The organism is Streptomyces sp. NBC_00690 (assembly GCF_036226685.1).
In the GTDB taxonomy this organism is placed as follows: domain Bacteria; phylum Actinomycetota; class Actinomycetes; order Streptomycetales; family Streptomycetaceae; genus Streptomyces.
In genome coordinates this window covers 7,772,903-7,793,621 of sequence record NZ_CP109009.1, presented here as the reverse complement: position 1 = coordinate 7,793,621, position 20,719 = coordinate 7,772,903, and the positions used below count along the sequence as shown (strand labels likewise).

The 20,719-nt window shown below is 70.3% G+C and carries 26 protein-coding genes; 25 read left to right on the top strand and 1 reads right to left on the bottom strand.

Annotation, left to right across the window (positions count from 1 at the left end):
• Nucleotides 1-46 precede the first annotated feature (46 nt).
• Nucleotides 47-832, top strand: a complete 786-nt coding sequence (locus OID54_RS33525) for a hypothetical protein (RefSeq protein WP_329025772.1) — start codon at nt 47-49, stop codon at nt 830-832.
• Nucleotides 833-971: 139 nt separating this feature from the next.
• Here OID54_RS33525 and OID54_RS33520 read toward each other — a convergent pair whose 3' ends face one another.
• Complete coding sequence (locus OID54_RS33520; protein ID WP_329025770.1) at nt 972-1,703, bottom strand: hypothetical protein; 732 nt, start codon at nt 1,701-1,703, stop codon at nt 972-974.
• Between the two features lie 74 nt (nt 1,704-1,777).
• On the opposite strand from OID54_RS33520, the gene OID54_RS33515 reads away from it, so the two are divergent.
• The 24 genes from OID54_RS33515 to OID54_RS33395 all read left to right on the top strand — a co-directional run bounded on the left by OID54_RS33515 (nt 1,778) and on the right by OID54_RS33395 (nt 20,693).
• Complete coding sequence (locus OID54_RS33515; RefSeq protein ID WP_329025769.1) at nt 1,778-2,044, top strand: hypothetical protein; 267 nt, start codon at nt 1,778-1,780, stop codon at nt 2,042-2,044.
• Nucleotides 2,045-2,967: 923 nt separating this feature from the next.
• Nucleotides 2,968-4,416: a group II intron reverse transcriptase/maturase gene (gene ltrA / locus OID54_RS33505; protein WP_329025767.1), complete on the top strand. Its 1,449-nt coding sequence runs from the start codon at nt 2,968-2,970 to the stop codon at nt 4,414-4,416.
• Nucleotides 4,417-4,717: 301 nt separating this feature from the next.
• Nucleotides 4,718-5,137, top strand: a complete 420-nt coding sequence (locus OID54_RS33500; RefSeq protein WP_329025765.1) for a hypothetical protein — start codon at nt 4,718-4,720, stop codon at nt 5,135-5,137.
• Nucleotides 5,134-6,003, top strand: a complete 870-nt coding sequence (locus OID54_RS33495; RefSeq protein ID WP_329025764.1) for a relaxase/mobilization nuclease — start codon at nt 5,134-5,136, stop codon at nt 6,001-6,003. The genes OID54_RS33500 and OID54_RS33495 overlap by 4 nt, the downstream gene beginning before the upstream one ends.
• A gap of 21 nt (nt 6,004-6,024) precedes the next feature.
• Nucleotides 6,025-6,267 (top strand): hypothetical protein, encoded by a 243-nt coding sequence (locus OID54_RS33490; RefSeq protein WP_329025762.1) that lies wholly within the window; start codon nt 6,025-6,027, stop codon nt 6,265-6,267.
• Between the two features lie 114 nt (nt 6,268-6,381).
• Nucleotides 6,382-6,723 carry a hypothetical protein gene (locus tag OID54_RS33485; RefSeq protein ID WP_329025760.1) on the top strand — a complete coding sequence of 114 codons (342 nt, stop codon included), beginning with the start codon at nt 6,382-6,384 and terminating at the stop codon, nt 6,721-6,723.
• A 29-nt stretch (nt 6,724-6,752) separates the two neighbouring features.
• Nucleotides 6,753-7,529 (top strand): hypothetical protein, encoded by a 777-nt coding sequence (locus tag OID54_RS33480; RefSeq protein ID WP_329025759.1) that lies wholly within the window; start codon nt 6,753-6,755, stop codon nt 7,527-7,529.
• On the top strand, nt 7,526-8,161 hold the full coding sequence (locus OID54_RS33475; RefSeq protein WP_329025757.1) for a hypothetical protein: 636 nt from the start codon (nt 7,526-7,528) through the stop codon (nt 8,159-8,161). The genes OID54_RS33480 and OID54_RS33475 overlap by 4 nt, the downstream gene beginning before the upstream one ends.
• Nucleotides 8,162-8,193: 32 nt before the next feature.
• Nucleotides 8,194-8,610 carry a hypothetical protein gene (locus OID54_RS33470; protein ID WP_329025755.1) on the top strand — a complete coding sequence of 139 codons (417 nt, stop codon included), beginning with the start codon at nt 8,194-8,196 and terminating at the stop codon, nt 8,608-8,610.
• Between the two features lie 282 nt (nt 8,611-8,892).
• Nucleotides 8,893-9,285 (top strand): hypothetical protein, encoded by a 393-nt coding sequence (locus OID54_RS33465; protein WP_329025754.1) that lies wholly within the window; start codon nt 8,893-8,895, stop codon nt 9,283-9,285.
• Entirely contained in the window at nt 9,282-10,085 is an 804-nt protein-coding gene (locus tag OID54_RS33460) for a DUF317 domain-containing protein (RefSeq protein WP_329025752.1), read from the top strand. Before OID54_RS33465 ends, OID54_RS33460 begins: the two co-directional genes overlap by 4 nt.
• A 22-nt stretch (nt 10,086-10,107) precedes the next feature.
• Nucleotides 10,108-10,989, top strand: coding sequence for a DUF317 domain-containing protein (locus OID54_RS33455; protein WP_329025750.1), 882 nt, complete (start codon nt 10,108-10,110; stop codon nt 10,987-10,989).
• Between the two features lie 408 nt (nt 10,990-11,397).
• Nucleotides 11,398-11,913 carry a hypothetical protein gene (locus OID54_RS33450; RefSeq protein WP_329025749.1) on the top strand — a complete coding sequence of 172 codons (516 nt, stop codon included), beginning with the start codon at nt 11,398-11,400 and terminating at the stop codon, nt 11,911-11,913.
• A 55-nt stretch (nt 11,914-11,968) separates the two neighbouring features.
• Nucleotides 11,969-12,772, top strand: coding sequence for a DUF317 domain-containing protein (locus tag OID54_RS33445; protein WP_329025747.1), 804 nt, complete (start codon nt 11,969-11,971; stop codon nt 12,770-12,772).
• A gap of 123 nt (nt 12,773-12,895) precedes the next feature.
• Nucleotides 12,896-13,717 carry a DUF317 domain-containing protein gene (locus tag OID54_RS33440; RefSeq protein ID WP_329025745.1) on the top strand — a complete coding sequence of 274 codons (822 nt, stop codon included), beginning with the start codon at nt 12,896-12,898 and terminating at the stop codon, nt 13,715-13,717.
• A gap of 13 nt (nt 13,718-13,730) precedes the next feature.
• Nucleotides 13,731-14,180, top strand: a complete 450-nt coding sequence (locus OID54_RS33435; protein WP_329025744.1) for a DUF317 domain-containing protein — start codon at nt 13,731-13,733, stop codon at nt 14,178-14,180.
• Complete coding sequence (locus tag OID54_RS33430) at nt 14,102-14,575, top strand: DUF317 domain-containing protein (RefSeq protein WP_329025742.1); 474 nt, start codon at nt 14,102-14,104, stop codon at nt 14,573-14,575. The genes OID54_RS33435 and OID54_RS33430 overlap by 79 nt, the downstream gene beginning before the upstream one ends.
• A 5-nt stretch (nt 14,576-14,580) precedes the next feature.
• Entirely contained in the window at nt 14,581-15,180 is a 600-nt protein-coding gene (locus OID54_RS33425) for a hypothetical protein (protein ID WP_329025740.1), read from the top strand.
• Nucleotides 15,177-15,941, top strand: a complete 765-nt coding sequence (locus OID54_RS33420) for a DUF317 domain-containing protein (protein WP_329025738.1) — start codon at nt 15,177-15,179, stop codon at nt 15,939-15,941. Before OID54_RS33425 ends, OID54_RS33420 begins: the two co-directional genes overlap by 4 nt.
• Before the next feature lie 36 nt (nt 15,942-15,977).
• Nucleotides 15,978-17,771 carry a type IV secretory system conjugative DNA transfer family protein gene (locus OID54_RS33415; RefSeq protein WP_329025737.1) on the top strand — a complete coding sequence of 598 codons (1,794 nt, stop codon included), beginning with the start codon at nt 15,978-15,980 and terminating at the stop codon, nt 17,769-17,771.
• A gap of 505 nt (nt 17,772-18,276) precedes the next feature.
• Nucleotides 18,277-18,573 carry a hypothetical protein gene (locus tag OID54_RS33410; protein WP_329025736.1) on the top strand — a complete coding sequence of 99 codons (297 nt, stop codon included), beginning with the start codon at nt 18,277-18,279 and terminating at the stop codon, nt 18,571-18,573.
• Between the two features lie 198 nt (nt 18,574-18,771).
• A complete protein-coding gene (locus tag OID54_RS33405) occupies nt 18,772-19,158 on the top strand; it encodes a hypothetical protein (RefSeq protein ID WP_329025735.1) in 387 nt (128 codons plus the stop codon).
• 342 nt (nt 19,159-19,500) lie between these two features.
• Complete coding sequence (locus tag OID54_RS33400; RefSeq protein WP_329025734.1) at nt 19,501-19,731, top strand: hypothetical protein; 231 nt, start codon at nt 19,501-19,503, stop codon at nt 19,729-19,731.
• Between the two features lie 89 nt (nt 19,732-19,820).
• Entirely contained in the window at nt 19,821-20,693 is an 873-nt protein-coding gene (locus OID54_RS33395) for a hypothetical protein (RefSeq protein ID WP_329025732.1), read from the top strand.
• Nucleotides 20,694-20,719 lie beyond the last annotated feature (26 nt).

The window sequence follows — 20,719 nt, the reverse complement described above, 5'->3', positions numbered from 1 at the left end:
CCATGCACGGCACCGCCAGCCGACTTAGCACCGAAGGGACCACCCCGTGAGCCCCAGCGACATCGCCGCCCTCGTCGCGGGCACAGCAGCCCTCCTCGCGATACCCGCCTCCATGGTCATCGGATGGCGGCAGGTCAAGGCGGCACAGGCAACCGCAGATGCCACCGCCGAAGCTGGACGACGAAACGCCGAGGCCGTCTATCAGGCAGCCCTCGACGGCATCCAGGCCCAGTCCCGCGAGGCCCGCGCGCACCGGCAGTGGGATGTCCGCCGGGAGATATGGGCCGCCTACCTCCTTGCCGTTGACGAGATCCGTCGTACGCCCGGCGGCACGCGGCACGATGAACACCTGCCTCCCACTCGCCAGCAAATGAATGAACTGCTGCGGCACTTCGCGCTGCTGGAGCTGGCAGGTCCGGCAAACATCTTGGAGATAGCCCGCGAGATCAACGAAGCGGCCCAGAACATCGTCTACACCCGCAGTGGACGGGACGGTTTCAGCAAGGCGCGAAGGGCCCTGATGCTGCCGACGAGAAGCCGCACAGCATCCTCTGAGCACGTGGCTGCCGCTCAAGCAGCCAACTCTGCTCTCACAGCGTTCTTCCGCGCTCGCGGATCTGCCCCGGACGACCGAGAACGTCTCGCAGAGCAGGCAAGAAGCACCCTGATGGAGTGCTCGTTCCTCGACATTACACACAGGTTTGCGCTGGAACGCGTCACCCGTGAAGCCGTCGCTCCCGGAAGGACTGCGCAGCGCATGGAGTCCGTGCTCGCCGAGATCCGGGACCGGTTCGTCACCGAAGCAAGCCAGGCCTTGGCCGACCATGCCTAGGCGGCTGCTCGGACACATCAGCCGAGAGTGTGGAGGCCCGGCCGGGCCCGCTCGAAGCCAGACTGAATGTCGGCGCCGCCGGCCGAATGGAGAACCAGCTAGCGGAGCGGCTTGGCCTTTGGTCTGTGCAAGCGACCGGTCAGCCAGGATCGGGCGAGGTGTCGTTGTTCGCCGAGTTACTGAGGTTGATAAGCCTCAGGAGAGTCATCACCTGGTGACCGCGACGCTCGCGGTCCTCGGTGTCGTGGGGGGCCTCGATGAACCGTAGAAGCGCGGCCAGGAACGCATCCTCCACCCGCTCGCCTGCGGCGTGGAGGGCCTGTCGGGCAGTGGCGGCTTCGGCCTTTCCCCGTTGCCTTTCGCGGCGTTGGGCGGTGAGCCAGTCTTCCAGCTGGGCGGCCCTGATGGCCAGGCGTGTCCTGGGGTCGTAGTCGACGACGGTTCGGCGGTGTCCCTCCAGGGAGAGAATGGGGACCTTGAGGACTGGTTCCGGGTGCCAGTGGACTTTCAGGTAGGCGAGCGAGCCTGCTTCATGGAGGGCGTCGTTGTAGATCTCGGCGAGGGCGGCGAGTCCTCCCTCGATCTCGACGAGGGGCAGGTTCTCCGGCGGGCCCAGGGGCATCTCCTTGTCCGGCCCGTTGAGCCGGGCGACGACCACCTCCGAGTTCCGCCACTCGATGTGCCCTATCTGGACCAGGTCTTCTCGTTCCAGGGCGAGGAGGGCACGGCGAGTCTTCTCCATGTCGGATCGGGTGGCGGCGTCTCCTCCGGCAAGGTCCCGCATCTGAACCCATGCGTCGGGGCGCTTGCTGTTCAAGGCGCGAAGGGACTCAAGAAGCTGTCGTTGTACGCGCCCGTGGCCTCTGCTCATGAGATAAGCGTTGCACGGGTAGTAATTGACTCTCCCGATACATCGCTTACTTGGGCGTCGGGACGCTGGTCGGCATGAACACATGGATCGTCATGGCTTCCGAGGCCGCCTCTGAGACCGTCCCGCTCGTGACGCTCGGTGTGATCGGGGGGCTGGCCGCGCTGATGTTCTCGGGCTTCGTCATCGTGGCGCTGGTCAACCGGCACACTCCTCCGCAGACCAGCACGCCCCCGACGCCCGCGTCTGCTCCTGCGCCGCGTTCCGGCTGGACGTACACGGCTACGGTCGCCGCTGTTGTGGGTGTGGTGGTGGCCATCCTGGCCTGGCTGTTGCCCCGGTAGCCGCGGAGCGCCGAGGCAACATCCTCAAGCTCCGCGCCGAGGCTGCTCTGCCAAGACCCTTTCACCTGTCCGGTGCGGGTGGCTCCTGAGCGGGAAACGGGATCCCAGGCCTCCAGCAAAGACCTGGGTGCCCCGAGACGTTCCACGTTCCGGGGCACCCAGAAGCACTCGCCAGCTCACCCGCACAGAACCCCTCTTGGTCAGCTTCAACAAGCTGATTCAACAGGGAAGGCGACACCTGGGACGAGGCCGACTGGGCCGCCCTGGAGGAGAAGACCCGCACCGTCTCACGAGCCGGGTGGTGGATCGACCAGGTGCGCCACGAGGCGCCACATAACCGAGTGGAGGTGGAAGGACTCCACCGCCGCCACGTCGCAGCGTGGGTGGCGAAGCTGAGGGCAGCCTGACCCGGGAGACGCCGGGGAGGGCGGAAAGCAGCCCTGACAACGCCGTGACGGGCCGGAACTACCAGACGGCCCGGGTGCGGCAAGCAAGGCGGAGAGGTGTAACGAGAGTGAACCAGTGGTTGAACCCCCGTAACTCCACCGCCAGCTCAAATCTGGTGGATATGGGCTGGATTGCAGTAGGCGCTGAGTTTCTGGTTGACGAAGCGCGCCCGGCGGCGGTTTTGGTTGCTGTTGTCGGGAGTCACGCCGAAGGTCTGCGGCGTAGGCGTGGCCATGCTGCCGGGGAAGAGCTGGGCACCACCCCCGCCGATCGGTTTGTGTGGTGAACGTGGGAACCGCTGCGCGGCCTGCCGTCTGTCCGCACCTCCAGTGCGGAAGCGGCCAGGTCCGTCGTCGACCGGGAGTCGCGCAGTGGGACGGAGCCGCCGTAGTAGTCCGAGGACGGGAAAGCCGTCCACATGGCGAAGGGCGGCAGCTGTTTCGCAGTGCAGGTACTGAAATGCCAGGAGGTCGTGGGTGAATACCGACGAGCTGGAGTGGGCCTTGATGAAGGCCGAACGCCGGGTACTGGGGATCCAGGCCAAGCTGCATCGTTGGGCGACGGATGATCCGTCACAAACGTTTGATGATCTGTTCAACCTCGTCTGTGACCCGGCGTTCCTGCTGATCGCGTGGAGCCGGGTGCGGAGCAACAGGGGAGCCCGTTCGGCAGGGGTGGACGGCTTGACCGCCACCGGTGTCGAAGTCCGTTATGGCCTGGAGGAGTTCCTGGCCATGTTGCGGGTCGACCTGAAGACCGGGGCGTTCCGCCCGATGCCCGTACGAGAGCGGATGATCCCGAAGGCCGGTGGCAAGCTGCGCCGGCTGGGGATTCCGACGGTGCGGGACCGGGTGGTGCAGGCGGCTCTCAAGCTGGTCTTGGAGCCGATCTTCGAGGCGGATTTCAAACCGTGCTCCTACGGCTTCCGCCCGAACCGGCGCGCTCAGGACGCCATCGCCGAGATCCACCACTACGGAACCAGCATCTATCACTGGGTCCTGGAGGCGGACATCACGGCGTGCTTCGACGAGATCGACCACACGGCCCTCATGGGCCGGGTGCGAGACCGCGTCGGAGACAAACGCGTTCTGGGACTGGTGAAGGCGTTCCTGAAGGCTGGCATCCTCTCCGAGGGCCAGATGGTCAGGCGCACCGACACCGGCACCCCGCAGGGCGGCATTCTCTCGCCTCTGCTGGCCAACATCGCCCTGTCCGTGCTCGACGAGTTCTTCGCCGAGCAATGGCAGGCCGCCGGACACGACAGCAACGCGCGGACCCGGCTCCGTCGTCGCGGAGGAGCGACCTACCGCCTCGTGCGGTATGCCGACGACTTCGTGGTGATGGTGGCCGGGACGAAAGCGCACGCTGAAGCGATCCGGGGCCAGGTCTCAGAGGTGCTCTCCCCGATGGGCCTGCGCCTGTCGGAGGAGAAGACGAGCGTCGTCCATCTCGACGAGGGCTTCACCTTCCTCGGCTTCCGCATCCAGCGGCAGCAGCAGAAGGGAAGCAGCAAGCGATACGTCTACACCTGGCCGTCCGACAAAGCGTTGACGTCGGTCAAGCACAAGGTGAAGACCATCGCGCGACAGACCACGAACGTCACGCTCGGCACCCTGCTGCGCCGGATCAATCAGGTGCTACGGGGATGGACTGCGTACTTCCAGCACGGCGTCTCGTCGCACACCTTCCACTACCTCAGCCACTATGTGTGGTGGCTGGTCGGAAGGTGGCTACGGAAGAAGCACCGCCGTGCCAACAGGAAGCAACTACGGCGTCGGTATCAAGTCGACCGATGGCTGTGGGCAGACCCCACGGAGAACGTGCGGCTCTATCTGGCCGCATCCAGGGAAGTCACTCGCTACCGGTTCCGCGGCGAGAGAATCCCCACCCCGTGGGCCGAGTACGCGGCACGCCAACTCGCCTAGCGCCACGAAACAGTGGAGAGCCGGATGCTCGGCAACAGGCACGTCCGGTTCGGGAGGCGGCCTGGGGAAACGGGCTGGCCGAAAGGCCACTACCGCGCCCCAGGCCGACCTCACCGCGACGCCAACGGCACTGACCTGCCCGAACTCCTCGACGCCGCCACCGATACGGACCGCGGTACGGAGAACCCGTACCGGTAGGCGCGGGGCTTTATAGACGACGATGCTCGGTTCGCGAAACCGGGGATTCTGCGGACTCTTGAATCCTCCCCACCGCCACCCGCGCCCCGTGGAAGGACTCCCTGTGTCCGAAAGTCCCCGCCCGCCGTATGTTCCCGACGACGTCCTCACCCCCCACCGGGACATCACCCATCAGCACTTCCGTCCCGGCGACCAGATCGTGGTCCTCAAGGGTGCGGCGGGCGGGGAGTTGTGGGGGGAGTCGATGTCGGTGGTCACGCCGTCGTGGCACACGCCGACGGACGAGGACGGGTGGCGGCTGCGCAACCCGTCCGGCGGGAGCCAGACCTACGTCACCGCCCATCCGCGGTACATGGTGCATCTGTCCCGTCGGTGCCCGGACTGCCTAATCCATCTGCGGGCGATGGAGGGCTATCTCCTGCCGAAACTGATCACTGTGGGCGAACCGGTCGACTGCGGCTGGTACACGGTCACCCTGCTGAACCAGCTCGTCCACATCGACGACGCCCGGGGCGGGCGGTGATCCCCCATCTGTGGCAGCGGGGCATCGACGCCGCCGGGCCGCTGGAAGAGGCGCTGGGTCGGCCCGTCACCACGAGGGAGGGCCTGACCGATCACATCGTCGTCGCGCACTGGAACCTCCTGGGCCACTTCATCGAGGGTGAGGAGGAGACGTGGACGTCCGCCGGCTGGGCCGAGCATCTCGACGATCCCACCCTGGAGTTTCCCTTCGCAGCGGACGAGCAGGGAATCCGCGAACCGCTCTTCCATCTCACCGTCGAACTCCACCCGCAGGACCGGGAGCCGGCGTCGGCCGAGTGGTCGGAGATCGCCCACCGTCTCGCCCGTGCCACCGGCATCGCGCCGCCCGGTGACCAACTGGCGTGCCGCTGGATCGCCGTCCAGGCCCAGCCGGGCCGCCTGGATCTGGTGGCCAACCTCATCCGCCTCGACGGCACCTGGCAGCCACAGTCCGCCCAGCTCCCCCAGCGCCTCGCGGCGGAGGCCCGCCGCATCGAGGCCGACCTCGGGCTCCGCTCCCCCCGGGCCAGTGACGAGTCGGCACCGGATCCGGGTACACCGGCACCCGTTGCGGGCGTAGAGGCCGAGATCGGTCTGTTGCTCCGTCATCTCGCCGACGGGACGAGCGGCCCGCTGGCCACCGTGCGCGGGGTTGTCGAACACTCCGCACATCGCCTCGCCCAGCTGCCCGGGGCGTACGGGTCCGAGGCCGGGCAGCGTCTGGAATGGTCCGCTCGGCGTCTGGACGCCCTCCAGCGGGATCTCGACGCCACCGCCACCGCGCTGTGCCGCACAGGCCGGACCACCCCACAATCCCCTGGCGTCGCCGCCGGTCCGCCCGCAGCCCCGGCGTACCGCTCCCGCTGATCCCCCACGAACAGAGAGCCCATGATCTTGTCCCTGGCCAACCGATTCCTGACCCTGGAGCGGGACGAGGGCCCCGGTGAGGTCCTCGCGCGGGGAGGTGATCCGGAAGCCCACGGCATCCTGGAGCGCTCGGGTTTCGTGCCCGTTGTCCGCGTCCACGAGGTCTACCACCGGCTGCCCATCGGCCTCGACCCTGTCGGGGAGACGCGGCTCGCCACCCGGGCCGTCGCCCGGCTCCGTACCGCGGGCTGCCCCCTCCGGTGAGACGCGGCGTTCGACACCGAAGCCCGCGAGGCTCGCTATCTTCCGCTCGGTGCCGAGGTCGCGAACCTCGCCGACAGCATCCGGTCGGCGACCACCAGCGACGAGGTCGCCGAGGTGCTCGCGGAGGTCACCGCCGCATACGACGGCGTCCTCGCCGGACTCGCCGACGTCCTGAGTGCCACCGCCGACTTCCACCAGGGCCTCGGCGGCCCCGTGGACGGGGCGATGGCGGAGCATTTGCGGTACCTCACCGTCCACGGCCTCGGCTCCGTCGCCGCCGACCTGCGCGGTATCCGTACCGATCTCGCCGACCGCCGAACACTCCACCCGAGGCGGTCGGTATGCGGCAGCGGAGTCCCGGTCACCGAGCGAGAAGCCTCCGCGGTCTGCGCCTGCCCTGCGCCGCCGGCCATCCCGCCGCCACAGGCCCCCGCGGCGACCGTCCGCCGCCGCTGACCCGCCCTCCCCCACTCACTGAGGAGACCATGCCCGACCTGCACGACACCCATGACATCGAAGCCCATGACCTTGAGTCGTTCGCCGCTGTCCTCGCCGACGAACTGCCCGGCGCCTGGGTCAGTACCCACCAGCAGCACACCGAACAGGCCGACCAGTACGCCCGCGCCGAGGACGTGTGGGACATGAACCTCATCGCCGACGCCCTGGCCCATCGCGTACTCGGGCAGGACGCCGTGCTGACCCGCGACGACGGCACCCGCCTGTACCTCATCGGCCGCCCCGGCGCCGAGGAGGAGTTCCTCGTCGCCGCCATGGCCCCGCCCGGCATCCCTGCGAGAGCGTTCCAGGCAGTGCGCGAGCCCGACGGCATCGCTGTCCCCGCCGACCCGTTCCGTGCGGCGGACGCCATTACCGGCGATCTGCTCCCCCGCTACGACAAGGCCCTCGCCCAGGTCCAACACAACGCCGTGCACCCGCCGCCCGCCATGGCACCGGCACCGGCCCGGGAGGCGGTGACCATGACCTGGTTCGGTGACGGGCTGCTCGCCGCGAAGCCCGGGAGCCAGAAGGCCGCCGCCGTCCTGCACGAGAACGGCTTCGCCTGGGACCCGGCGGAGAAGGCGTTCGTCCTGTCCGGAGACGACACCGCCCGCCAGGCGCAGGCCGTCCGGACGGCCGGTGCGCGGCTGGAGGAGCTGGGAATCGGCGTCGTGCTGCGCCACCCGCACAACCGTCCCGCCCTCGACACCAGCGGCGCCGCCCCCGTCGCCCAGCGGGCCAGGCCCGCCGCACGCACCCGATGACGCCGGACGACGGGAAGCCGCAGTTCGCGGTCCTGGAGTACATCTCGATCGCCCGGGACCCGCGAACCCAGCTCGTCGTCGCGATCGGCGGCGACGAGCGGGCCGCCGGAATCCTGCAGACCACCGGGCAGTTCATCTCCCATCCCGGGCCGCGCGGCCCGTACCACCGCCAGCCGCACGCCCTCCCGGTCGAGCAGCAGCGCCAAGGCGCCACCGCGGCGGCCCACGCCCTGCTCCTCGCCGGATTCAGCGTCCACCTCGACCCCACGCTCAACATCCTCACCACCCCCGGCGGCGACCAGCAGGCAGCCCACCGCTACCTCGAACACCTCATGGAGCGTGCCGATGCAGCCGACAAGGACCGGAGTGTCGCGGACATTCTGACCGAGCTGTGTGCTCCGTCCGGACTGCTGCCCGGTATCGACAGGGCACTGCGTTCGACCTGGTTCAGCTGGGGCGAGCGTCTGCGGGACAGCGGGCAGGACCCCGCCCCCGCCGAACGGCTCATGCAGATCACCACCAGCCTTGCCCAGCACACCCGGCAGATCGAACAGCTCCGCAACACCGCCGCCACCCGGCCGGTGACGTCCCCTCCCCAACCGCCCGCCGTACCGCCGGCCCGCCGCCGGTGATTCCGCATCAGTGAAGGAGACCCCCCTTCCCCATGGGCAATCGAGCCGACGACGAGGGCACCGACGTCGAGATCTACCGCAAGGCCCTGAGCACCACGATCCACGCCGACACGCCCACCGGTGCCCCGGAACAGCTCCTCGCGCTCCTCGACGAACTCGGCCTGCAGCGTCAGACCCTGGTCACGGCAGGCCCCGCCTACGTATGGCACGAGACTCCCGCGGAACTGCCCGAACCCGAGCAGAAACGTCTCGCCACCCGGGCCGTCCCCACGCTCCTCATGGCCGGATACATCGTCAACATCACGTCGGACGTCTTCGACCCAGTCGCCTACCAGGAAGCCGTAGCGGAATACATGAGCCGCGCCAGGCCCCCGGGTGCCACGGAGCCCGCTCCCCTGCCGCCCAGGGCCCCGGCCACGGGGGCGACGCGCACCAGCCGCAGTACCTGAACCAGGTCCGCCCCCGCCTCACGGCGGGGCCGGCCACCGCACCCCACACCCCGTTCCTTCTGGAGTCCCGGCAATCCCAGACCGCACGCCCCCATCCCGCATCAGCGCATCCAAGCCGCCCCGGCTTGCCGTCTTCCTCGCCCGCCGCTGTCTGCGCGCCCGCGCCCTGGGCAGCCCCGGGCGGACGAGCCCGCTCGACCCCGCCGACTGGGCGGCCCTGTACGAATCCCGCCGCGGGCGGCACCTGTGACCATCCACCGCGCTCTTCTGTCCCGGAGGACCATGACCGACACGACTCCCTCCCCTGTCCGTCTCGCCGGGGAGATCGCCCGGCAGATCGACCGGCTCGCCGCCCACCTCTCCCAGGCCCCGCCCCACGAAGCCGTCCAGATCCTGAGCGCCGTCCTCGACCCCGACGACGGCGCCCTCGCCCGGTTCACCACCCTGCTGGCCACCGGCTCCCACTACGCCAAGGAGCAGCGCGAAAACGGCGGGCCGTTCCCGGCCGAAGTGTGGCTGGCTCTCGGCCGCGCGGCGAACGAACTCCATGACGTAGGGCTGGACCTCGACGAGCACGCGGACACCTTCCGGCAGCTCGCCCGGCCACCGGCTCCCGGCAGCCCGCCCGTTGCCGCGAAGCCGTCCTCGCCCAAGCCTTCGGGGAGGAGCCGGTGAGCAAGCAGTTCTGGGATGAGTGGAACGCCCGGCCGCAGCAGCACTACCTCATCGAGCCCCGCTACCTGGCCGGCGGCGGCGACCTGCGGCATGTGACCGAGTTCCTGCGGGCCTCTGGCTGGAAGGACCTGTCCAGGACCGGCGGACCGATCGTCTTCGACAGTCCTGACAGAAACGTCCGGATCGGGTTCGACCCGCTGGTCCAGCCGGGCGGCTGGACCATCCGGGGCAGGTCCGACGGGCACCAGGAGGAATGGCACGCCACCCTTGGTCTGCAGACCCCGGCGGAGATCGTCGCCGGGTTCACCGACGCCCTCACCCGACCGCGCTCCGCCCACGCCCCCAACCCGTGGGCACCGCTGGAGCGCCAGGGGTGGGAGGCCCAGCCCGGCCGGCATGTCACCGCCGTCAGCCCCGACAAGAACACCTGGCTCCAGTGGCACGAGTCAACCCCAGGGCAGGCGCACTGGTGGGCGTCAGCCCGCACCGAGCACGGCACCGCGTGGCACGCGGTCTTCACCCCCACCACGCCGATGCATCTGATCGAGTCGTTCAGCGCGGCGCTGGCCGACCCGAAGCCGGTGATGCGGCCCCGCGGGATGTTCCCGCCCAGCAACCGGATCCGCACCACCTCGGTGTCCGTGCGGCCCGAGGAACTCTCCGCCTGGCAGCAGGCGAGGATCACCGCCGCCCGTGCCGCCGCCTGGGCCCGCAGCAACTGGGCCGGTGCCCGTCCCCGCAAGACCACACCCGCCCCGTCCCCGTACGCCAACGCCGGGCAGGCACCCGCCCGCCGCTGACCCCCGTCCGCTGAGGAACTTGATGAGTCACAGCCCCGATCAGGACCCACCGCCCGGCCGGCCCTTCTTCTCCCGCGCCAACGGACCCACCGACCGGGGCCGTGTCAACCGGGCGGACCAGCTGTACGAAATCGCTCCGCGCCATCTCGCGGGCGGCGGGGACCCGCGCCACGTGACAGAGGTCCTCCTGGCCTCCGGCTGGAGCGACCACTCGGTCCCCGGATACCCCCATGTCCTCCTGCGCAGCCCCGACCGCATGCTCCAGCTCGTCCTGGAACCGAGCGGCCCGGACCCCCGCGACACCTGGTGGCGTGTCTCCTCCCACTCTCCGTCCAATCCCGACCCGGACTGGGTTGCCCACTTCGGCGGCTACACCCCCGCCGAGATCGTCGCCGCCTTCACCGACGCACTCCTGAACCCGCCGCCCGGTGAAGCACCCGACATCTGGGCGGTTCTCACCGGCCGCGGCTGGACCCTGGCGCAGGACCGGGACGCCTACGCCGTGTCCCCAGACTCGACCGCCCACGTCGTCCGGCACACCATGGCCACCTACTCCGGCCCGCCGCTGTACGACTGGCGCGTCGAGACCAGCCCTCCGCACCCGCGCGGCGGCTTCGCATACATGTGGGGCGCCAAGATCACCGACGGTGCCCCGGCACATGCCCTCGCCGCGTTCATGACGGCACTGTCGGACCCCGCGCCGCTCCTGCGGGAGCAGAGCGCACCGAACATCGCCCACCGCCACGCGGTCGGCACTGTCTCCTCCGTCTCCCCGGCCCAGCACCGGGAAGCGCACCAAGCCCGGCTGCGCGCCGCGGCCGGCCCCAGGTCACAGGCCCTCCATCGCGCCGCGCCCCCGCCGTCCCTGCCCCGGCCCACCGCCCCGCCCCGGCACAAGCGCTGACCAACCCCGGTCGGCCAGAACGGTGGCCTCTCTTTCCCTGTCCGCGCCCTCGCCCGGAGCTCTCTCATCCCTGACCGCACCCCGACCGCGCCGTCCCGACCGCGCCTCTTGCGCCGCCTGGCCGGATTCCTCACCAACCGCTCACCACGCCCCAGCCCCCGTGCCGACCGTGACCGAAGCGATCCGCCCGCCATCCCGACGTACTGGGGGCCGCTCTTCGAAACGCAACGACGCCAGAACTCCTGACACACCAGCCCCGCCCCGTGCGAAGCCGAAACACGGCACTCCGCTGAACCACCCCAGGGCAGCGCCATCGCGCCCCTCGAAGGAGTCACCATCGCCCCGATCATCCAGTCAGACACCCATCTGAACCGCCTCGACCGCTTCATCCGCACATCCGCGGACATCGTGCTGGCCTTCGACGGCGATCCAGCCCAGGAGCAGACCAGAGACGGCCGGCCGTGTGACGAACTGGCATACGGCTGGGCCGCCCACCGCCGCGACCGGCGCATGTGGGAAGCGTTCCAGCCCCTGGAGGAGTGCCTGGACGTCCTGCTCGCCACCGCCAACGCGCAGCTGGACATGCTGCCCGCCGCCTCACAGCCTGAGTGGCGGTCCAAGATCGAGGCCCTGGTCCACGCGGCGGAGACCATCGACGCCGAGCACAAGCAAACCGTCGCCCGGCTGCACACCCTTCTGTCCGTGCCCGACCCGACGGTGGACAGCGTCGATGCGGTCGTGACGGCGTTCTTCGACGAAGCCTGGCCCGCGCTCGATGTGTGGGCGAACGGCGCGGACGCTCTGGCCGGACTCGACACCGCGGTCCGCGCTCAGCAGGGCTCCGCCCAGTGCCGGACCGACACCTCGCCCGCCCTTCGCGGTCCGGCCGCTCGCGTCGCCGGGCCGCATCGGACCCGGCGGTGAGGCGGCCGGTGACCACCCAGCTGGTGGTCGGCCCCGCGGGCGGGAGGTTCTGGTCGTGCTGAGGCGGGAGCAGCTGGATCTGTTCGCGTCCGAGCACACCGGTTTCCTCAGTGATGTGTCGCCGCGGTATCTGGCCGGCCCCGGGGACGCGCGGCACACCACCCATGCCCTGGCCGCCGCCGGTTGGAAGGTCCGCTCCGACCCGCTCGCGCCGGTGGTCGACCTGGTCAGCCCCGACCGTCTCCACCGGCTGCGGCACGAGCCGCAGACCACAGCCGACGACGCGGCATGGTATCTGCGCAGCGAAGGCCCCTTCGAGCACTGGTACGCGCAGTTCACCGCGATCCCGGTGGAGATCCTCGCCGGTCTGACGGACCGCCTGCTTCCTTCACCCGCCGTGGAGCCGCCCGGGGTGTGGGAACTGCTGGCGGATGCAGGCTGGTCCCGCACCCCGCGCGGGGACGCGGCGCACTCGCCCGACAGCATGGTCAGCACCGAGCACCTGCAGATCGTCCGGGACGACCCGGCCCGCGCGTGGCGGATCACGGTCCGGCCCGACGCGGGTGAAGGGCCGTTGATCTGGAGCGCGTGGATCGCTCACGAGCCCCCGCCGCACCTGGTATCCGGTCTGATCGCCGCGCTCACCGACACCGCCCCTGTGCAGCGCGACTGGTCACAGACAGAGGCGCATTACAGCGCCCTGCGAACGGAAAGCCGGATGACCCCGGAGGCATACGTCGCGGCCCACCGCACCCGCCTCGACACCGTCGGCGCCCGGGTCCGCGCCACCCGCCGCAACGCCTCCCCCTCCGAAAGCACGCCTCCACTCAAATCCGCACCACTACGACAGGCAAGGTGACACCGCCATCCCCTCCCCGCACGACCCCCGTCCCTGCGATTCGCCGACCGTCCTCCCCGCACGCTCGCACCGGCTCCGGAGCACGGGGCAGTCCCCGTCCCCCGCCAGCGGCCCGGGGACTGTATGAACCGGGAGCGGCGGCTGGCCGCCTTCGCCGATACCCATAAGAACCGTGTCCAGTTCGATACGGTGCCACGCCATCTGGCCGGGCCCGGTGACCCCCGGCACGTCACGCACGCCCTGCACGCCGCCGGGTGGGCGGACCACTCCGACTCCCTGTCCCCCGGGGTGCTGCTCGTCAGCCCCGACCAGCGGCTGCGGTTGGGCCTGGACCACGCGCCGAGCGCTACCGGAGCCTGGTGGCGTATCCGCGGCCATCCCTTCACTCCGGGTTACAGGTACGCGGAGTTCAGCGCGCTGATCCCGGCGGAGATCCTGGGCGGGCTCACCGACGCGCTCATCCACCCGGTGCCGGACGACGTGCCGGACGTGTGGCCCGTCCTCACCGCGGCCGGCTGGACACAGGGGACAGACGACCACGGCGAGGAGTTCGCCGCCTCTCCCGATGAGCTGATGCGCGTGAGCCGTTCCGAGGAACTTGCCTGCTGGCGGGCCGAGGCCGGCGAGCGCCGCAGGGACGGCTCGTACAAGCGGATCTGGCATGGCTGGCTCCCGGAATCCGCCCCGCCGCATCTTGTGGCCGGGTTCATGGCCGCGCTCGTCAGCCCGGACCCGGTCCTGCGGGGCATGTACGACCTGACCGGGCACTACAGCGTCCGGCAGGAAACCTCCGGCGTCACCGGCGAAGCGGTGGTCGAAGCCCACCAGGGGCGGCTCAAGGCCGCCCGTGCTGCCCAGCGCCGGACCGGCCCCCCGGCCACCGCGCAGACCTGCCTTCCGTCCCGGCCCGTGGCAGCGGTCGCTCATGCGGGAAGGGCCCGGTGAACGTGACATGCAGGTGAGCGATCAGCAGCTGGCCGTCTTCGCCGATGATCACGGGCGGCCCGAGTACGACGTCCGGCCCCGGGCGCTCGTGGGTCCGGGCGACGCCCGGCACGTCACCCATGCCCTGGCCGCTGCCGGGTGGACGAGCCATGCCGATCCGCTCGCGCCGTCGGTACTCCTCACCAGCCCCGACCGGCAGAACGATCTGTTCCTCGCCCCGCTCTCCCACACCGATATCTGCTGGCGCGTCCTCGCCGCGCCGCCCGGGGGACCGGCGTGGTTCGCGGAGCTCGGACGCATGGTCCCGGTGGAGATCGCCGCCGGTCTTACCGACGCCCTCACCACCCCGCCCCGTCGGGTGCGGCGGACTCCGACGTCTGGCAGGTGCTCGCCTCTGCGGGCTGGACCTGCACCCTGCACGGGGATGGCACCGCCCGGGCCAGCTCCCCCGACCGGCTCCTGACCGCGCACCGGCGGCCGTTCGACCCCGGATACTGCGACTCCTTCGTCTGGGAGTTCTCCGCCGCCGGCCGCCCGGGAGACAGCGAGAAGGTCTGGGACGCCCGGATCTACGAGAGCGCCCCGGCGCATGTGCTCGCGGGATTCGCCCGCGCGCTCGTCAGCAGCGAACCGGTCCAGCGCCGGCGGGCCGACCCGCTCGGCCACCCCAGCGCCGTCCGGGCCCCCGGCCGCCTGTCGTCCATGGACGTCATCGGCGCCCACCACGCCCGCCTCACAGCCGCCTGGTCCTCGTGCAACCCGCCTGCGCCTCTCGGCCACCGCACCGCACCGGCCCCCGCCCGTCCCGCCGCCGAGCCCCGGCACGGCGCCGATGACCCGAACAACCGAAGGAAATAAGCCTCTTGACCGTTCCCCTCCCGCAGGACATTCACCGGCTTCGGCTCCAGCACCTCGCCCGGTTCATCCGTGAAAGCGCACAGATCACCACTGCCTGGGAGTCCTATGCCGAGACCCACACCGACCCCGACCACCACCCCCACGACCCCATCGCCTACCGGCAGCGCGAGCGGCGGCGTGACGCGGAACTGTGGCATGCCTTCACCGGCGTCCGCTACGGCGCCAAGGACCTGATCGCCACCGCCAACACGCAGATGCAGAACATCTCGTCCGCACTCCAGCCGAAACGGTGGGGCATGCAGCACCGGTGGGGGTGGCAGGTCTCCACCCTCGGCTCCGCGCTGGACCACCTCTCCGACCTCCAGCGCGCGTGGATCGACGTCCGCGACGCTCTGCCGCCGTTCGCCGGTCCGGGCACCGAGGAGTACGACGAGCCGCTCGCCGAACGCAACGCGGAGGCGTCGCACTACCTCCATGAGTGGTCGCACCACGGCCAGGCGGTCCTGGAGATCCACGAAGCCGCCCAGCACACGCCCCCGCGACTGTTCACCACCGCTCCCGCGCCGAGCCCGGCCACGGCCTGCGCACCGGTGGTCCGGCGATGACCGTGCCCAGCGCTCCCGGGTCGATCGAGGTCGACTTCATCGCACCACGCCACCTGGCCGGCAGCGGTGACCCCGCCTGGATCACCGTCCCGCTTCACCGCGCGGCCGGATGGAGTCACGGACACGACCCTCTGATGCCACGCGTCATCCTCTCCAGCCCGGGCCAGAAGGCACTCCTGCGGTTGGAGCCCGCCTCCGACAGCCAGTGGTGGAACGTCCACCACGCCGCGGATGCCGGGCGGCCCGCCTGGTACGCGAACTTCGGCGCACGCACCCCGGTCGAGACCATCGCGGGCTTCATCGACGCCCTCACCCACCCCCACTGCGTCCCGGCGGAACCGGACCCGTACGCACCGCTCCTGGCCGCGGGCTGGCTCCCGGCCCGGGACCACGGCGGCCTGACCTCCCCCGACGGCTTCGCCCACTTCGAAGGCGGCGGTGACGACACATGGACCGCCACCACAACCGTCGGCGAGGACCCCGAGAACCGCCTCTGGCAGGCCCGCTTCAGCGACACCGCCCCGCGATCCCTGATCGCCGGATTCACCCGTGCGCTGGCCGACCCCGCACCTCTGGCCAGAGATCTCCTGCGCCTGTCCCCCGCGGCCTGGGACCGCGCTCAGGTCACCTTCCAGAGCGTCCCCGCCGGCACGCTCGCCTCCGCGCTGGAGCGCCGCATCCAGCAGCTGACCGCGCCAGCCTCTCCCCGGCCGGTCACCGGTCCGCGCCCGCCGAAGGCTCCACCGCCGCCCCGCCGCTAACCCTGCCCCCGCACCCGGCCCCTGGATCGTCTCCCCTTGCCCAACACCCCCTCCTCTGCCAGTACCAGCCCCGGTACCGACCTCGCCTTCAAGGCCCTCCTCGGCTCTTTCGTCCTCGCCGTCCCCGCCGCCAACGCCGCCTGGCTCTGCGGCAATATTTCAGCCCGGCTCACCGGTGAACCGTGGGCCCCCTACCAGCCCGCCGACGCCCTGCTCCACCCCGACCGGCTCTGGCCCCACCTCGGAGAAACGTCCCTTCTCGTCGGCACGCGCATCGTCCCCGCCGCCTTCCTCATCGTTCTCGCCGTGATCGCCGCCGCGTGCTGGCGGCGGCACCGAGGCACCAGCGGAGGACGGAAGAAGGTCGCCGGCATGGCCAGGGCTAAGGATGTCGAACCGCTGCTCGCCAAGGCCATCACCGCCAAAGCCCGCTCCCTGCGCCCCAGTCTCAAGGACGCGAAGTCCATCGCCCCGTCCGACACCGGGATCCTTCTCGGCAACCTCCAGGGCACCCGGACCGAGGTGCGGATGGGGTTCGAGGACGTCGCCGTGGCCATCATGGCCCCTCGCTCCGGGAAGACCACCAGCCTGGCGATCCCGAGTATCCTCGCGGCGCCCGGCCCGGTGCTCCTGACCTCGAACAAGGCGGCCGGCGACGCCTACACGGCCACCTTGGACGCGCGGTCGGCTGTGGGACGGGTGTGGTCGATGGACCCGCAGCAGATCGCCCACGCCGAGCGGACCATGTGGTGGAACCCGCTCGCGGACGCCAAGACCCTCGACGGCGCCGGACGGCTCGCCGGGCACTTCCTCGCCGCCAGCGTGGACGCCTCCCAACAGGGCGACTTCTGGTCAAAGGCCGGATCCAACATCCTGTCCCAGTTGTTTCTCGCCGCAGCGCTCAACGAGCGGCCGATCACCGACGTCATGGACTGGCTCGCCTTCCCCGCGAACCGGGCCCCGCTCGACATCCTCCGCGATCACGGCTTCGCCGCCGTCGCCGCACAGTTGAAGGGCACCGTGGAGGGCCCTCCGGAAACCAGGGACGGCATCTACGAGACCGCCCGCCAGTACGCCGCCGCCCTCCTCAACACCGAGATCGCCCGCTGGGTCACCCCCCATGAAGCAATCGCGGAGTTCAAGCCGAACGAGTTCGTCACCTCCACCGACACGCTCTACCTGCTGTCGAAAGACGGCGGAGGCGGCGCCTCGGCACTGATCGCCGCGTGCGCGGACTCAGTCATGCGGGCAGCGACCGCCCAGGCCGAACGCGCCGGCGGACGCCTCGACCCCCCGATGCTCGCGATCCTCGACGAGGCCGCGAACGTCTGCAAGATCAGCGACCTGCCCGACCTGTACTCCCACCTAGGATCGCGCGGGATCATCCCGATCACCATCCTCCAGTCCTACCGCCAAGGCCAGAAAGTGTGGGGCGACGCGGGCATGGACGCCATGTGGTCCGCCTCCACCATCAAGGTCATCGGGAGCGGCATCGACGACCCCGACTTCGCGGACAAGCTGTCCCGGCTGATCGGCGACCACGACGTCGAAACCAAATCCACCTCCACCTCCGACTCCGGCACGTCCACGAGCATCAGCATGCGACAGGAACGCATCCTCCCCGCGGACGCCATCCGCGCCCTCGCCAAGGGCACCGCGCTCTGCTTCGCCACCGGTATGCGCGCCGCGATGCTCGACCTGCGCCCCTGGTACCAGGAACCCGGTGCCGACAAGCTGTCCGCCGCCTCCGCCGTCGCCTCTCAGGGCATCACCGCCCGTGCAGTCGTCAAGGCCGCACCCCAGCAGGGCAACTTCGGGAAGGCCGCGTAGCCGCCCCCAAAGCGCTCCGCCACCGCCCGTCTTCGTTCCCGACTCCACCCGAGGACTCTCATCGGCATCACCGACCATCACGACGTATTCGTCGGCTCCACCGACGACGGCTGGACCTTCGTCATCCTCAACACCCGCATCCCCACCGCACGGCAGACCCTGACTGCGGCCGGGTTCACCGCCCGCAGTCACCAGGTCCGCGCCCGCTGACACCCAGCCCCGGCCCCGGCCGAAGGATCCCCCGACCCTATGAAACCGACCGACATCCCCCGAGAAACCAGGCAACTGCGCCAGCTGGCAGACGCCTTCGAGACCCTGCACACCCAGGTCCGCGACCTGACCTGGCAGCCCGGCACCGACGCCCTCACCCGGATATCCCCCGCTGCTGATCCAGGCCCAGGAACTCACCGCCCGAGCGCTCGCCCGACTGCACGCCCTGGACGGGGGTCCCTACACCGCAGTTCCGGGGAGCCGTTCCAGCCTGGAGACGATCGCCGGCGCCGTCGTGTCCGCGTCCCTGGCCGCCTCCGACCTCGCCAGCACACTGGCCGAGAACCCCTACGAGGGAGCGCCCTTCCCCGGTCCGCCGGCCGACGAGGAAACCGTCCGCGCTGTCCGGCACGCCGAGGCCGTCCCGGTCATGACCGGGCATCTCGCCGATGCGGCCCACCATCTCGACATCGCCGCGACCTGCTGCCACTACGCCGCCGGCGGCATCACCCGCGCCCTCGCCCCCGCCCTGCGATCCCGTGCCGGCACCCGGCCGTCGGTCAGTGTGATCCCGGGCGGAGTGCGCCGGTGACAGTCCTCCCGCGGACAACCGCGTCCTGGTCTGCCCGCGGCAACCCGCTGGCAGCGGTGACCTGGTCACCGACACCCTCGGACCACTTGTCCACCTGATTCCTGCTGGCCCGCCGTCCACGACGCCGCCCCCGGGTCAGCCGCAACCTGACCGTTACCGCCCACGGCCGCTGAAGCACCCCCAGCGGCAGTGGCGTTCATGCGAAAGGCACTCGTGCCCGCCCCCACTCCACCCGACGCCCAGCCCCCGACACCGACCGTGTGGCCTGAACCGGTGTACCGGCTCACCCCCGCCCGGCACCGGGCGCTGGAGATCATCGCTCGCCACAGCGTCGTCGTGCGGGACTTCTCGCGTCGCCTGGCCCGGGTCAGCACCGGGATCTCCGCCCGGATCACCATGCCCGTCTTCGAAGCACTGCAGGCCGACGGGCTCATCGTGCGGGACCGGAGCACAAGTCTGTACACCGGACAGCGCGTCCTCCTCACCCCCGCAGGCCAAGCCACACTCAACGCGCTCGGGGAAGCACCGCCCTCCGGCCCCGGCATCGCCGCGCCGCGCGCCCCGGCCCGCGGGCACACCCGCTGACCGACACCGCGATTCCCAGAACGTTTTACGGAGGCTCGTTGCGACCGCTGACCCGACTCCCCACGACATCGCACGCGCCCTCGCCGACGTGATCGACCCCCGCGCGGCCACCAGGGATGTGATCGTCAGCTTCAGCGTCCGTCCCCGGGCAGCATCGCGGTTCGGCGACAAGTCCTCCGGCGGGCCGGTCGGGGCGGTTGCGCAATCCCTTCACGCCCGGCTCTACGGGCTGCCGGCGGATCCCGGCCCACTCCCCGTGCCCTGGACGAACTTCTTCAGAGCGCGCGCACGGCAACGGAACGCGAACAGCAGGCCGCCGTCCTGGCGCAGCTCGCTGAGCAGTTGCAGAACGCGGCGGACATCCTCGCGTGGGCCCGCAACAACGCGCACTGGCGCAGGATGCCCGGCGCCTGGGAGTGGCTCCGGGACGCCACTCTCTCCACCCGGCAGCTCGCCGACGGCCTGGACGCCGTAAGCGCCGCCTTCGCCGCACGCCCGGCACCCACCACCGCGGCAACGCCCCCGGCGCCGCATCCACTCGGCGCCTCCCGCCCCGCACCTGCCAGGCGCTGAACCCCCCGCACCCCACAAGGACCACCACCATTTCCGACACCCCCGAATTCCGGGCGATATCCCTCGGCGCTGGAATTCAGTCCAGCGCCATGCTCGCCCTCTCCGCCGAAGGCATCCTCCCCAAAGTCGATTACGCCATCTTCGCCGATACCGGCTGGGAACCCAGAGCCGTTTACGACCACCTCGAACGCCTGGAGCGTGAAATAGCAACACCCGCAGGGATACCCATCCTGCGGGTCTCCTCCGGAAACATAAGAGACGACGCCCTCGACCCTCATCATCGATTCGCGTCCATGCCGCTCTACATTCTAAACAAGGACGGCAAACCTGGGATGACCCGGCGGCAGTGCACGGGCGAATATAAGATAAAGCCGATAAAGAAGCGGGTCCGGGCACTCCTCGGCTACCCCTATCCGGTACGCATTCCGAAGGGTGTGTTCGTCGAGCAGTGGGTCGGCATATCCACCGATGAATTCCACCGGGCCAAGGACGCCGACGTCAAGTACATGCGCAACCGGCACCCCCTCATCGCAGATATGGACTGGTCGCGTGCCGACTGCATCCGCTATCTGACCGCCCGGGGGCTGGGTACCACTCCGAAGTCGAGCTGCCTGGGATGCCCTTTCCACGGAAACGCGCAATGGCGGGGCATCAGGGACGACTCCCCAGAAGAGTGGAAAGACGTTGTGGCATTCGACGCAGCGATCCGGCAGGGTAACGCTCGCGCGAACGCCTCCGGAAATCCGCTGCTGGGGCAGGCGTTTCTGCACCGCTCCCGCGTCCCCCTCAGTGAGGCGCCGATCGACCATGTCACCGCCGCCGAATGGGCCGCCCGCCAGCAGGACCTCGACAGCACCGGACCCAACCTGGACGAGCTGGAGCAGGGCGTCGCCGACGGCTGCTCCCCCTGGGCCTGCCGAGGCTTCGAGCCCGAGCAGGACGACTTCGGACTGGCCGCGTGAGGCACGGTGGGCTTGTTCTGGATCTG

Excerpts from the sequence above, each read along its gene's own strand:
- OID54_RS33455 (WP_329025750.1), top strand. The coding sequence starts at position 10,108 with ATGAGTCACAGCCCCGATCAGGACCCACCGCCCGGCCGGCCCTTCTTC.
- OID54_RS33470 (WP_329025755.1), top strand. The coding sequence starts at position 8,194 with ATGGGCAATCGAGCCGACGACGAGGGCACCGACGTCGAGATCTACCGC.
- OID54_RS33490 (WP_329025762.1), top strand. The coding sequence starts at position 6,025 with ATGATCTTGTCCCTGGCCAACCGATTCCTGACCCTGGAGCGGGACGAG.
- OID54_RS33465 (WP_329025754.1), top strand. The coding sequence starts at position 8,893 with ATGACCGACACGACTCCCTCCCCTGTCCGTCTCGCCGGGGAGATCGCC.
- OID54_RS33420 (WP_329025738.1), top strand. The coding sequence starts at position 15,177 with ATGACCGTGCCCAGCGCTCCCGGGTCGATCGAGGTCGACTTCATCGCA.
- OID54_RS33515 (WP_329025769.1), top strand. The coding sequence starts at position 1,778 with ATGAACACATGGATCGTCATGGCTTCCGAGGCCGCCTCTGAGACCGTC.
- OID54_RS33405 (WP_329025735.1), top strand. The coding sequence starts at position 18,772 with ATGCGAAAGGCACTCGTGCCCGCCCCCACTCCACCCGACGCCCAGCCC.
- OID54_RS33480 (WP_329025759.1), top strand. The coding sequence starts at position 6,753 with ATGCCCGACCTGCACGACACCCATGACATCGAAGCCCATGACCTTGAG.
- OID54_RS33440 (WP_329025745.1), top strand. The coding sequence starts at position 12,896 with ATGAACCGGGAGCGGCGGCTGGCCGCCTTCGCCGATACCCATAAGAAC.
- OID54_RS33520 (WP_329025770.1), bottom strand. The coding sequence starts at position 1,703 with ATGAGCAGAGGCCACGGGCGCGTACAACGACAGCTTCTTGAGTCCCTT.
- OID54_RS33475 (WP_329025757.1), top strand. The coding sequence starts at position 7,526 with ATGACGCCGGACGACGGGAAGCCGCAGTTCGCGGTCCTGGAGTACATC.
- OID54_RS33395 (WP_329025732.1), top strand. The coding sequence starts at position 19,821 with ATGCTCGCCCTCTCCGCCGAAGGCATCCTCCCCAAAGTCGATTACGCC.